At 53.1% G+C, this 12,160-nt stretch carries 14 protein-coding genes; 8 read left to right on the top strand and 6 right to left on the bottom strand.

The genetic code is table 11. The annotated features are described in order from the left end of the window. Positions 1-3: 3 nt before the first annotated feature. From ACKVOS_RS02345 to ACKVOS_RS02335, 3 genes are all read left to right on the top strand, one after another. Positions 4-1,605 carry an isocitrate lyase gene (locus ACKVOS_RS02345; protein ID WP_409210409.1) on the top strand — a complete coding sequence of 534 codons (1,602 nt, stop codon included), beginning with the start codon at positions 4-6 and terminating at the stop codon, positions 1,603-1,605. Between the two features lie 16 nt (positions 1,606-1,621). After that, the gene (locus ACKVOS_RS02340; RefSeq protein WP_179956505.1) at positions 1,622-1,780 is read left to right on the top strand and encodes a hypothetical protein; all 159 of its coding nucleotides are present in this window, start codon (positions 1,622-1,624) and stop codon (positions 1,778-1,780) included. 156 nt (positions 1,781-1,936) lie between these two features. Continuing rightward, the gene (locus ACKVOS_RS02335) at positions 1,937-2,362 is read left to right on the top strand and encodes a hypothetical protein (RefSeq protein ID WP_409210408.1); all 426 of its coding nucleotides are present in this window, start codon (positions 1,937-1,939) and stop codon (positions 2,360-2,362) included. Positions 2,363-2,402: 40 nt separating this feature from the next. Here ACKVOS_RS02335 and ACKVOS_RS02330 read toward each other — a convergent pair whose 3' ends face one another. After that, positions 2,403-3,188 (bottom strand): 3-hydroxybutyrate dehydrogenase, encoded by a 786-nt coding sequence (locus ACKVOS_RS02330; RefSeq protein ID WP_409210407.1) that lies wholly within the window; start codon positions 3,186-3,188, stop codon positions 2,403-2,405. Positions 3,189-3,277: 89 nt separating this feature from the next. Between ACKVOS_RS02330 and ACKVOS_RS02325 the strand changes: the two genes are divergently transcribed. Further along, entirely contained in the window at positions 3,278-4,165 is an 888-nt protein-coding gene (locus tag ACKVOS_RS02325; RefSeq protein ID WP_409210406.1) for a neutral zinc metallopeptidase, read from the top strand. Between the two features lie 97 nt (positions 4,166-4,262). Beyond that, positions 4,263-5,411, top strand: a complete 1,149-nt coding sequence (locus ACKVOS_RS02320; RefSeq protein ID WP_409210405.1) for an alpha-hydroxy acid oxidase — start codon at positions 4,263-4,265, stop codon at positions 5,409-5,411. Here the strand turns inward: ACKVOS_RS02320 and creD are convergent. Continuing rightward, positions 5,392-6,798, bottom strand: a complete 1,407-nt coding sequence (gene creD / locus ACKVOS_RS02315) for a cell envelope integrity protein CreD (protein WP_409210404.1) — start codon at positions 6,796-6,798, stop codon at positions 5,392-5,394. The two genes, ACKVOS_RS02320 and creD, sit on opposite strands and share 20 nt — an antisense overlap. Before the next feature lie 117 nt (positions 6,799-6,915). Next, a complete protein-coding gene (locus ACKVOS_RS02310) occupies positions 6,916-7,530 on the bottom strand; it encodes a LysE family translocator (protein WP_409210403.1) in 615 nt (204 codons plus the stop codon). Positions 7,531-7,606: 76 nt separating this feature from the next. On the opposite strand from ACKVOS_RS02310, the gene ACKVOS_RS02305 reads away from it, so the two are divergent. Genes ACKVOS_RS02305 through ACKVOS_RS02295 form a run of 3 tightly spaced genes read left to right on the top strand, consistent with a single transcriptional unit; the run spans position 7,607 to position 9,156 of the window. Further along, positions 7,607-8,596 carry an LLM class flavin-dependent oxidoreductase gene (locus ACKVOS_RS02305; protein WP_409210402.1) on the top strand — a complete coding sequence of 330 codons (990 nt, stop codon included), beginning with the start codon at positions 7,607-7,609 and terminating at the stop codon, positions 8,594-8,596. A 30-nt stretch (positions 8,597-8,626) separates the two neighbouring features. Continuing rightward, positions 8,627-8,878, top strand: coding sequence for a type II toxin-antitoxin system ParD family antitoxin (locus ACKVOS_RS02300; RefSeq protein WP_409210401.1), 252 nt, complete (start codon positions 8,627-8,629; stop codon positions 8,876-8,878). Further along, complete coding sequence (locus tag ACKVOS_RS02295; RefSeq protein WP_409210400.1) at positions 8,866-9,156, top strand: type II toxin-antitoxin system RelE/ParE family toxin; 291 nt, start codon at positions 8,866-8,868, stop codon at positions 9,154-9,156. The genes ACKVOS_RS02300 and ACKVOS_RS02295 overlap by 13 nt, the downstream gene beginning before the upstream one ends. 44 nt (positions 9,157-9,200) lie before the next feature. Here the strand turns inward: ACKVOS_RS02295 and ACKVOS_RS02290 are convergent, their stop codons facing one another. Genes ACKVOS_RS02290 through sdhD form a run of 3 tightly spaced genes read right to left on the bottom strand, consistent with a single transcriptional unit; the run spans position 9,201 to position 12,159 of the window. Continuing rightward, positions 9,201-9,971 carry a hypothetical protein gene (locus tag ACKVOS_RS02290; RefSeq protein WP_409210399.1) on the bottom strand — a complete coding sequence of 257 codons (771 nt, stop codon included), beginning with the start codon at positions 9,969-9,971 and terminating at the stop codon, positions 9,201-9,203. Next, positions 9,968-11,770 carry a succinate dehydrogenase flavoprotein subunit gene (gene sdhA, locus ACKVOS_RS02285; protein WP_409210398.1) on the bottom strand — a complete coding sequence of 601 codons (1,803 nt, stop codon included), beginning with the start codon at positions 11,768-11,770 and terminating at the stop codon, positions 9,968-9,970. Before sdhA ends, ACKVOS_RS02290 begins: the two co-directional genes overlap by 4 nt. Beyond that, on the bottom strand, positions 11,770-12,159 hold the full coding sequence (sdhD, locus tag ACKVOS_RS02280) for a succinate dehydrogenase, hydrophobic membrane anchor protein (protein ID WP_409210447.1): 390 nt from the start codon (positions 12,157-12,159) through the stop codon (positions 11,770-11,772). Before sdhD ends, sdhA begins: the two co-directional genes overlap by 1 nt. Position 12,160 lies beyond the last annotated feature (1 nt).

The following is a 12,160-nucleotide window of genomic DNA, read 5'->3' as shown; positions in this document are numbered from 1 at the left end:
TAAATGTCGTACAAAGAACAGATAGAACAAACCAGCAAGCTGATCGCAGCGCAAAATGGAACCTGGGATTCAATCAGCCCCGAATCCGTCGCCAGAATGCAGCTGCAGAACCGCTTTCAAACCGGCCTTGATATTGCCCGCTACACCGCCAATATAATGCGGCAGGACATGGCAGCTTATGATGCAGATCCCGCTTATTACACGCAGTCGCTCGGCTGCTGGCACGGGTTTATTGCGCAGCAAAAGATGATTGCCGTGAAAAAACATTTTGGCACGACCAAACAACGCTATCTGTATCTGTCGGGATGGATGATCGCGGCCCTCCGCAGCGAATTCGGTCCCCTGCCCGACCAGTCGATGCACGAAAAAACCAGTGTTCCTGCGCTGATCGAAGAACTCTACACCTTCTTGCGCCAAGCCGACAGCCGTGAACTCAACATCTTGTTCCGTGACCTCGACAAAGCCCGTGAAACCGGCGATGCGGCGCGCGAAACCGAGTTGCTTGCCAAGATTGAGGGCTTTGAAACCCATGTCGTTCCAATCATCGCAGACATTGACGCAGGCTTTGGCAACGCAGAAGCAACCTATTTGCTCGCCAAGAAGATGATCGAGGCGGGCGCCTGTGCCCTGCAAATCGAAAATCAGGTGTCGGACGAAAAGCAGTGTGGCCACCAGGATGGTAAAGTCACCGTGCCCCACGAAGATTTCTTGCAGAAAATCCGCGCTTGCCGTTACGCTTTCCTCGAATTGGGTGTGCCCGATGGCATCATCGTGGCCCGCACCGACTCGTTGGGCGCTGGCTTGACAAAGCAAATCGCTGTTTCAAAAGAAGCGGGTGATTTGGGTGATTTGTACAACAGCTTCCTCGATTGCGAAGAAATCGATCCCGCGACCGCACAAAATGGCGATGTTATTTTGAACAGAAATGGAAAGTTGCTCCGTCCAAAGCGTTTGCCATCGAACCTGTTCCAGTTCCGGTCTGGCACCGGCGAAGACCGCTGCGTTCTGGATTGCATCACCAGCCTGCAAAATGGCGCTGATCTGATCTGGATCGAGACGGAAAAACCCCATATCGAACAGATTGCAGGCATGGTTGACCGTATTCGCGAAGTCGTTCCCAATGCAAAACTGGCCTATAACAACTCGCCTAGCTTCAACTGGACGTTGAATTTCCGTCAGCAGGTATTCGACGCCTGGAGCGCCGAAGGTAAGGATGTTTCGGCCTATGACCGCGCCAATTTGATGAGCGCATCCTACGACGAAACCGTACTGGGCGAAGAGGCGGATAACCGTATTCAGAACTTCCAGCGGGATTCGGCAAAGCGTGCCGGTATCTTCCACCATCTGATCACCTTGCCGACATATCACACCGCGGCGCTCAGCACCGACAATCTGGCCAAGGATTATTTCGGCGAAATGGGCATGCTCGGCTATGTTGCAGGCGTTCAACGCAAGGAAATCCGCCAGGGCATCGCCTGCGTCAAGCACCAGAATATGTCCGGATCAGACATTGGTGACGATCACAAAGAATATTTTGCCGGTGAAGCCGCGCTAAAAGCGGGTGGCAAAGACAACACCATGAACCAATTCGCCAACGCCGCTTGATATTGGGAGAATTCAGATGAGCGAACCACAACGTGCAAGAGCAGTGCTTTCAACCGAAGATCTGACCTTGTTGCGTCAAGCGTTGGTCTTTTATCTGGAAGCTATCAAAGACAAGCCGGAATCGGTGAAATTTGCGAGGCTTTACCACAGGTTAGGCAGCGCAGGCGGCAAGTAACCGCGCGCCCTTAACTTACAGGTTTCCTGGGGAGGAAAACGCCTAAGCCGCCGACAGAGATGTCGGCGGCCTTTTTCATCCGGAGTGTATGCATCGCTAATATATTATTAACAGGCTTGCGCTAACACGAGCGCTTGAAACAGGTCGGGATCGAGTATGGACAACATCTTGAAATTGCTATTGGGCGTGCTTGGTGTTGCCGGGCTGATCACCTTTGTGACCTCTAGCCTTACGTTCGAAGAGCCGCCGGTCGCGGTCGCGCAGGCCGCACCTGCCCCAACTCCTGCGACTCCGGTCGCCGAAAATGCAGCTTTACCGAACCCCGACGAGGTAACTGACGAAGGCTCTCCTGAAGAAGATGGAGAGGATATTCTCGCAATTGGTGTGCCCGTAATTGATGGCAATCCCTATGGCAGCAGCAACCAGCAATCGCTTCAAAATGAGGTTCAAATCCCCCAAGAGCAGATTCCGAATGCGCCACAATATTATGGTCAGGTTCCGCAGCAATCCTATGCGGCTCCCCAATATAACGTCCCACAGTCAGCGACCGGCAATTTTGATCCGGCACTAAACGGGCAATAAAATTTGGACTTAATTCAGGTCTATTCAGACAAATACTTTATTATTGAGCAGTCCAGCCACCGTCGACGGATAAGTTCGTTCCAGTAATTGCACTTGCTTCATCGCGACAAAGGAACAACGCAAGTGCCGCCAGTTGATCAACCTGCACAAATTTCTTTTGCGGCTGATTGGCCAATAACACGTCATTGATAACCTGCTCCCGCGTTAATCCCCGTGCCTTCATCGTGTCGGGAATTTGATTTTCGACCAACGATGTCCACACATAGCCAGGACATATGCAATTGACCGTAATCCCCTGAGTTGCCACTTCAAGCGCGATAGTTTTGGTAAAGCCCGCCAACCCATGTTTCGCCGCATTATAGGCCGATTTATAGGGGCTTGCGACAAGACTGTGCATCGATCCAGTGTTGATGACACGTCCCCATCCGGCCTTTTTCATAGCGGGTAATGCTGCCTTCGTGGTGTGAAATGCGGACGACAAGATGATAGCCAGAACCGCGTCCCATTTGTCTTCAGGAAATTCATCAACGGGAGCGACATGCTGGATACCCGCATTGTTGATCAAGATATCGGGGCTGCCGAGTTCACGACTGCAATCAGCAATCATTGCACGAATCTGGTCAGGCTTTGTCATGTCCGCATCGCTGTAAGCTGCACCCGTCCCGCTCAACTGTTGCAGGTGGATAACATTTTCTTTGATGCCTTCAGTATCGCCAAAACCATTGATCATCACTTTCGCACCCTCTGCGGCCAAGGCACGGGCATAGCCCAGCCCAATCCCTGATGTGGAACCAGTAATAAGTGCTGTTTTGCCTTGAAGGAACATGATTGGTCACCTTTACATCAACTTGGAAGTTTACTTGCGCTTTCCACCGCTAACGGCAATGCTAGCCTGCGGCAATAAGGGAGAATCGTATGCGGCTCGATGATCTGGAATCCAGCAATAATGTTAGTGACCAAGGATCCGGCGGCGGCGGAATTTCTGGAGGTGGTGGCGGCGGAATGATCGGGCTGTTAATAAGCTTCCTGCCTATGCTTTTGGGCCGCAAAATGGGGGCTGGAACGCTTTTGATTATTGGCGTGGCCGGATATTTTTTGATGTCGAGTGGCCTGTTGAACATAGGCAGTCCCAATACTGCGGCGCGTTCCGAAGAACAGCCGGCGTCCGGTAATATTCCATGTGATACAAAAGAAGAGCTTTTGGCCTGCCGGGTGCTCAAATCGACGGAAGACAGTTGGGCTCAGATAATTAAAAACTACCGCCCGGCAAAGTTGAGTTTTTATCAAGGCGGAGGCAGTTCGGGTTGCGGCGAAGCACAGGCGGCAATGGGGCCATTTTACTGCCCTTCGGACGAAGGTATTTATCTCGACACCAGCTTTTTCAAGCAGATGGAAACGCAAATGGGTGCTGGAGGCGATTTCGCATATGCATATGTCATCGCCCATGAAGTCGGGCACCATATTCAAAATCTGGTTGGGATCGCAGATCAGGTAAGAAAATTGCAAGCGCGATCCGATCAAGCCGATGGAAACAGGCTGCAGGTTGGGATGGAGTTGCAGGCCGATTGTTTTGCTGGCGTTTGGGCGGGTATCAATGCCGACCGCATCGAGCCAGGCGATATCGAAGAAGGAATGCGCGCCGCCAACGCAATTGGCGACGATAACCTGATGAAACAAGCTGGCCGCGCGCCCGTGGAAAGTATGTTTACGCACGGAACTTCCGAACAGCGAATGGAAGCGTTAAAGCGGGGAATTCAATCTAAAAATCCGGAATCCTGCAACTATTTACAAGGCAAAATTTGATTAACACCATCATCAGAGGCTCTTTCTGCCTATGAGCTATATCAGTTGCAGCGATTTTGGGTCACCGCCAGAATGTTATGAGTGAACTGGGGGCAAAATGAAATTAACCGATTGTAATAACGTCGACGATTTTCGTCGTCTTGCCAAACGTCGCCTTCCCTCTCCTATATTTAATTATATTGATGGTGCGGCCGACGACGAGCGTACTAAAGACCGCAACACATCGGCTTTTGACGACTGCGATTTGGTCCCCGACGTTTTGGCCGGTGTTTCTGAAATTGATATGAGCGTGATGGTAATGGGTGAGCGCATATCCATGCCTTTGATGCTGTCGCCTACTGCGTTACAAAGGCTATTCCATTGGCAAGGCGAACGGGCCGTTGCAGCTACGGCTCAAAAGTTCAACACATGGTTCGGGATATCTTCACTTGCCACCGTAAGCATAGAAGAAATCGGCGAAACCGTAGCGTCACCAAAAATGTTTCAGCTTTATATCCATAAGGACAAAGGCTTAAATACATCCATGATCGAACGCTGCAAAGCGTCCAAATTTGATGCCATTGCATTGACGGTCGATACAATTGTTTCAGGCAATCGCGAACGATGCCTTCGCAGTGGGTTTACGTCACCTCCGCGATTTACACCGTCGTCCGTGTTAAGTTATGCGATCCATCCCATGTGGGCGCTGAATTACATATTCCGCCAGAAATTTGCCTTGCCCAACCTTCAAACCCATGTCGATGCTGGTACCAACGTAGCCGTGTCAGTTGCAGAATATTTTAACACCATGCTTGATACATCCATGGACTGGGCCATGGCCGAAAAGGTGCGAGCGGACTGGGGCGGTCAATTTTGCCTGAAAGGCATCATGTCAGTCGACGATGCCAAACGTGCTGTCGATATCGGGGCTACGGCGATCATGATCTCCAATCATGGGGGACGCCAATTGGACGGCTCACGCTCGCCATTTGATCAGATTGCAGAAATTGCAGACGCTGTGGGTGGAAAAATCGACATCATCTGCGACGGCGGAATTCGTCGCGGCAGCCATGTGTTGAAAGCAATCGCCGCCGGAGCAACGGCATGCTCCGGCGGACGCTTGTATTTATATGCACTGGCAGCCGCCGGCGAACCTGGCGTTCAACGCATTGTTGGCAAATTACGGGACGAGATCGAACGGGATATGAAACTTATGGGTGTTCGATCCGTCCCGCAACTTAACGCGACTAAACTGCGCTGGCGGTAGCCGTCTCCGGCGCGCTTCGCTGAGCGCCCCAGTCGATGGCCCGCGTGGCCCACATAACGACGGCCAGAGCGACAAAGAGCAGCAGAGAACCTATTATAAGCGAATATGCTTCCAGATTGAGCAACACGTAAAGTGTCGCGTAAAGCCCCACCAATAATCCACCGATGAACCGCGCGCGGAGCCAGCTTTTCAACACTGCCGCCGAATACGCTGTCAATAAAGCCGTTATTGCGCCCGCAGCAATCAGATAGGCCCACAAGAAGCCCACCACTTCGGCAAAGGCCAGAAGGAGCACGAAAAACAGCACCAGCCCCGCCCCGGTCAAAAGATACTCAGCCGCCGCCACACGGGCCCCGGCGATGATATCGAACATCAGATACGCAAGGAAAGTGAAGCCTATGAACAAAAACCCATATTTCACCGAACGATCGACTTGGCTGTATAAGTCCACAGGCTCGATTAAGCCAATCGTCGCAGCTTGGCTCGGGCCACCAACCGCCGGAATATCTCGTGCAGACGACACTGCGACCGCGCCATATTGTTCAGAAGTCAATGGAGGCGCGTTGTCATCGGTTGCCACAATGGCTTGCCCTAATGCCAGATTGGTAACCGCATGAGTCGACGAAAATCCCGTTGATTTTACCTCTCTTCTGACCGGAAGAAAATCACCGGCAAAGCTGGGGCTCGGCCAACTGGACTTCACATCCCATGTCGTTTCTCCCCCGCGAGGAACCATTGTCAGGGATTTGTTGCCGCGAATTGCAAAGCTGTATTTAACTTCAAGTGGTGCAGCCCCTGTCCAGTCGACAAAGCTGAAAAAGCCCGAATTATTGGAGGCAGCTAATCCCTTACCGGGCTGCAAGCCCAGGGCTGCTCCGTTAACTTGGACTCTGCTGTCTTTTTGTAACCCGCGCGCATCCGATACCCCGAAGCGAAGTTCAGCGCCGGCAAAATCGATATTTTCACGCGGAATGCCATAACGCGCAAAATCATTCGGCAAGGCAAAACGGGCGTTTCCGCTGTTCGTGGCAATAAACAGCACACTTTCGTAAATCGATTTGCGTTTCCGATCAGGTTTTAATTCCGTTTTTATTGCGTTTGTTTCAGGCGAAAGAAACAATTCCTTTTTAATCTGAACAGTGCGTGTTGTTTGCCGGCCATTTTCATTTACCGTTTCAACATTACTGGTCGTGTAAGGGATAACGAGAACCGGGCCGACTACAACTTGCGGTCCGCCCCAACCTGCTGCGATCGAATTTTGTGCAATATTGGATTGCTCCTGTCGATCCCATAAAAGCGCATAGACCATCATCAAGGGAATGATGAGGACAAGGCCAATGATTCCGGCAAAGAATAACTTCCAGCCGGGACTTCTTTCAGTTGCCATGATATGCATTCCTTTCACCGAAAATCGGTTTATCTACGAAATAGCACGGTTCGTCTATGAATAAGTCGATGAACGTCGGATTAACCAACAGCTGTGTTCTGCGTTGCTCACCTTTACTCATGCCGTGCTGCGTAAAAACCAAATTGCGATCAAGGCAATCATAACCGCGAAAATTCGTCGAATAAAGAATTGCCGGTTTCCCCGTGCCAGCCAGTTATGTGCCGAGCCTGCCAGTAAAACGATGATAAGATGAATGGCGGTTGCTATCCCGACATAGGTCAAAGAGAGAAATACTGTTTGCGAGGCCACTGAATCTTGAGGGTCAATATAGGCAGGCAGGACCGCAACGAAAAAAATGGCAGCTTTGGGATTTAACAGATTGAGTAACACCCCGTGCCTAAACCAATCAACCAATCCGCAATGATCTGCAAAGCTATCGCGCCCTTTGTCGTCACCGGTCCATGTGGACCAAGCCAGCCAAAGAAGATACGCAACACCGGCATAGCGCAGAAAGCTGAATATAATGGGTGAATTTATTGCAAGTTGGGACAAACCAAAGACGGAAGCACCACCCAAAAGTGCGAGCCCCAAGGCGATACCCGCCACCGCCGCAAACCCCGATTTGCGTCCCTTGCTCGCACTCGTCAATGCCAACCAAGCCATATTAGGTCCCGGGGTTAGCTCAATGAGCAATGCCGTGATCAGAAACGATACGTAAAACGCGGTCATCATCCAAGGCCTATGGCACGCCCGCATGGGATAGTCGATTGCGCTTGGCTTTATCCGTTGGGATAACCATGTAGACGTCATGACCAAATTTTCCCTTCTGGATCTTGTACCCGTTGTTGAAGGCGGAACGGTGCCTATGGCCTTGGCCAATGCTGCAGACCTCGCCAAACATTGCGAACAGCTTGGATTTACACGTTACTGGGTTGCCGAACATCACGGGATGCGGGGCATCGCCAGCGCGGCGACCAGCGTCGTTATCGGGCACGTTGCCGCCGCGACGAAAACGATCCGTGTTGGCTCGGGCGGCATCATGCTGCCCAATCATTCGCCGCTCGTCATTGCCGAACAGTTCGGCACGCTCGATGCTCTTTACCCCGGACGGATTGACTTGGGACTAGGCCGCGCCCCCGGCAGCGACCAGCGCGTCGTAGCTGCAATCCGCCGCACGCTCGACAGCGACCCCAACGCCTTCCCGCGCGATGTGATGGAGTTGCAAAGCTATTTTGCAGATGATGGCCAGACCGGTATCGTGGCCACACCCGGTGCGGGCGCTAATGTCCAGCTCTACATCTTGGGCAGCAGCCTATATGGCGCACAAGTCGCCGGTGCTCTCGGCCTGCCCTTCGCCTTTGCCAGCCACTTCGCACCCGACATGCTCGACGAAGCGCTGCACATCTACCGCAGCCATTTCCGGCCTAGCGCGGCACTGGACGCGCCATACGCGATGGCGGCGTTCAACATCATCGCTGCCGAAACCGACGCGGAAGCAGAATATCTTGCCAGTTCAATGCAACAAAGTTTCGTCTCGCTCCGCACCGGCAACCCCCGCCAGATGCCGCCACCGGTCGAAGGTTACCGCGCATCCTTGCCGCCGTCACACGTGGCGATGCTGGACAATGTGCTGTCGTGCAGCGCGATTGGTGCGGCGGATACGGTGAAGGCAGGCGTTGCGGCGTTTATCGAACGGACGAAGGCGGATGAGATTATCGTCGCCTGCTCGATATTCGACCCGGAAAAGCGACAACGCAGTTTGGAAATTGCTGCGGAGGTTTTCCACAGCCATAATTGACAAATTACCAAATATTGGTAGTACCGTCTTATGGTAGCAAAAAACACATCGATTGCCTTGGGCGAATACTTCGCAGATTATGCCCGTAGCAAGGTGCAGTCTGGCGAATTTGGCTCAACCAGTGAAGTAATCCGCGACGCTCTGCGCCTGCACGAAGAACGCGCGGCTTTCAAATCGAGACTTATTGAAGCTTTGGATGCAGGGCTGGCAAGCCCAGTAGATGGGAGCTTCGACATCGACACGTGGTATATTGAAGAATTTGATCCCAAGTGCGCCAAATAAAATTTCGCGTATTGGCGTCGGCGGATATGCGGGGAATTGCCCACTATACACGCAAGCGATGGCGTGAAGAACAAGCCGCCGCCTATGGCGCCAATCTCCGCGACCAGATCAAATCGTTGCGCGAATTCCCGCTCCGCTTCGCGGAATTTGACGGCAAATATGTCGGCTTGCGTCAGATGGGCTGCGGACATCATATGGTGTTCTATCTCGTTACCGACGACGCGATAGACATTGTACGTGTGTTGCACCAGGCGATGGATTTTTCGGAGCGGCTTTGAAGCAGAATTACGCATGGTATCCTCGGAACTCTGATGAGCGACGATCACCGCTGATATTCGACCTCAATCCTGTTCACTAATTTAGCGGCGTCGGTTCTCAAACTGCGTGTCACGATAACTTGCCGGTTAGTATAGAACCAATGGTTCTCGATCGCAGCCCGCAATGCCGGACTTCGTCCTAAAATCAGCGCAACTCTCTCGAATGAGGCCCCATCGACTGCGGACAGTCCTTCCACCTGCATGGAGTCCAAAACGCGAAAGCGGCTTTCCGCCAATCCTCGTTCGAACGTAAGCAATTGGTCAACCGACGCGTAATATTTCTGAATCTCGCTTAGGCGCGCGTGATCGCGGACGAGATTGGGGCCGTCGGCATTGATAAGCGCATTATACGCGAACCTGCTACCGTCGTAAGTCGCGAGAACAAATGTCTCAATCCCGAACGTGTAACCCGAATTGGGTTTAAATGGGGGGGCCTGTTCGACTTTCATAATGAACCGAGAGGAGGGGAATTCGGCGGGAGGATTCCACCCTCCTGACAATCGCAGAAGGTGATCCAAGGATGCCATACGGGATGACGCGTTCCGGATGTTGTCGTCCATTTCGGTCATATCGTCACGCAAATCGCGCGCGACGTTGAGCATCAATGAAACCTCTCTCGCCCGACTCTGCCTATCGTCGTTCCACTGCGTAAGCTGAAATCCTAGGAACACTCCTAATACAACAAGAGTGAATTCAATTCCCGCAGCAACCCAGTCCTGCGTGCGCAGCGCCCGCGCCAAACGCTGGAAAAATAGTCTGCCGCGAGCTTTGCTCAATATACCCGTGCCTTCGGCTTTATGTACTCCGCCTCATCCGTCAGCGTATAATCATGCACTGCGCGGTAATCGAGGGTCACCTTGCCACCTGATCCACCCCATCCGTCAAACCACGACGCCGTATGCTTCATCCAGTTCGCATCATCGCGGTCAGGGAAATCTTCATGTGCATGGGCACCGCGGCTTTCCTTGCGGTTGTTTGCGCTCTCCATTGTGCAGACGGCCTGTGCCATCAGATTGTCGAGCTCGAGCGTTTCGATGAGGTCGGTGTTCCAGATCAAGCTGCGGTCGGTAACAGCGACGTCTTCCATTTGCTTGTTGACCTTTTGCATCAACTGGACGCCTTCCGCGAGCAGTTCGGTATCGCGGAAAACGGCGGCGTGCTTTTGCATCGTCTGCTGCATCTCCAACCGGATTTTTGCGGTCGGCGAACCACCCTTAGCATTGCGGAATTTTTCCACGCGCGCCAGCGGCAGGTCGGCTGCACTCTTGGGAAGCGGGCGATGTGATGCACCAGGCTTCAAACTTTCCTTCAGATGCAAGCCGGTTGCACGGCCGAAGACGACAAGGTCGATCAGGGAGTTGGAACCCAAGCGGTTCGCGCCATGAACCGAAACGCAAGCGGCCTCACCCACGGCATAGAGTCCGGGGACAACCGCATCGTCATTGCCATCCTTTTTGGTCACAACCTGACCATGATAATTGCACGGAATTCCGCCCATATTATAATGCACCGTCGGGCAAACTGGCAGCGGTTGCCGCGTCAAATCAACGCCAGCGAAAATCTTTCCGCTTTCGGTAATACCCGGCAATCGTTCACCCAGCACTTTGGGATCGATATGGTCGAGATGCAGGTAAATATGGTCCTTGCCCGGTCCGACACCGCGTCCTTCGCGCATTTCAAGCGCCATCGAACGGCTCACCACGTCACGTGACGCCAGATCCTTGGCCGACGGCGCGTAACGCTCCATAAAGCGCTCACCTTCGCTGTTGGTCAGATAGCCGCCCTCGCCGCGCGCGCCTTCGGTAATCAGTACGCCCGCGCCATATATGCCGGTCGGATGGAATTGCACGAATTCCATATCCTGCAAAGGCAATCCCGCGCGTAACACCATACCGCCGCCATCGCCAGTGCAGGTATGCGCCGATGTCGCCGAGAAATAGGCGCGACCATAACCGCCGGTGGCGAGAACTACCGCATGGCTTTTGAACCGGTGAATACTGCCGTCTTCCATGCACAGCGCAATCACACCCCGGCATTCGCCGTCTTCCATGATCAGATCGAGCGCAAAATATTCGATGAAAAAGTCTGCGTCATATTTCAGGCTTTGCTGGTACAAGGCATGCAACATAGCATGGCCTGTACGGTCAGCAGCAGCGCAGGTGCGCTGGACGGGAGGCCCCTCGCCCATATTCTGCATGTGGCCACCGAAGGGGCGTTGATAAATTGTGCCGTCCGTGTTCCGCGAAAACGGAACGCCAGCATGCTCCAGCTCATAAACAGCGGCCGGTGCCTCACGCACCATATATTCAATCGCGTCTTGGTCGCCCAGCCAGTCCGAACCCTTTACGGTGTCGTACATATGCCATGTCCAATGGTCAGGACTGTTGTTTCCGAGCGAGGCAGCGATGCCGCCTTGTGCAGCTACCGTGTGGCTACGTGTCGGGAAAACCTTCGTAATGCAGGCCGTTTTCAAACCGGCTTCCGCGCTTCCCATAGTGGCACGCAGGCCAGAGCCGCCGGCGCCGACAACAACGGTGTCATAGGTGTGGTCAATAATCTTGTAAGCGTCTGACATCAGGCGGGAGCTCCGGTGAATGCAAGTTTAGCGACGGTAAAAATGCCGAAGACGGCTCCGCCAACTACATAGAAATTAAGCAACGTCATGGCACCGAATTTCAAGGCGTCGTCATGGACATAGTCCTCGATAAGCACTTGAAGACCCAAACGTGCGTGCCAAAAAACACTGACCAGCATCAGGATCATCGGCACGGCAACCGAGGGCTTTGCAAGCCAGAGTGCCAGAGTGGCCTGATCAAAATTTGGCATGATCAATAACGAAACGACGAGCCAGGTTGTGAGCAATAAGTTGCCAACCGCGGTCGTGCGTTGGCTTATCCAGTGCGAACCGCCATGCTTGGCCGAACCCAACCCCCGAACTTTGCCGATATTTGTGCCGCTACCCATC

It is taken from the genome of Sphingorhabdus sp. (assembly GCF_046154385.1).
GTDB lineage: Bacteria > Pseudomonadota > Alphaproteobacteria > Sphingomonadales > Sphingomonadaceae > Sphingorhabdus_B.
Note: the sequence above shows the minus strand (reverse complement) of the source record. Positions and strands in the feature narration are given on the sequence as shown.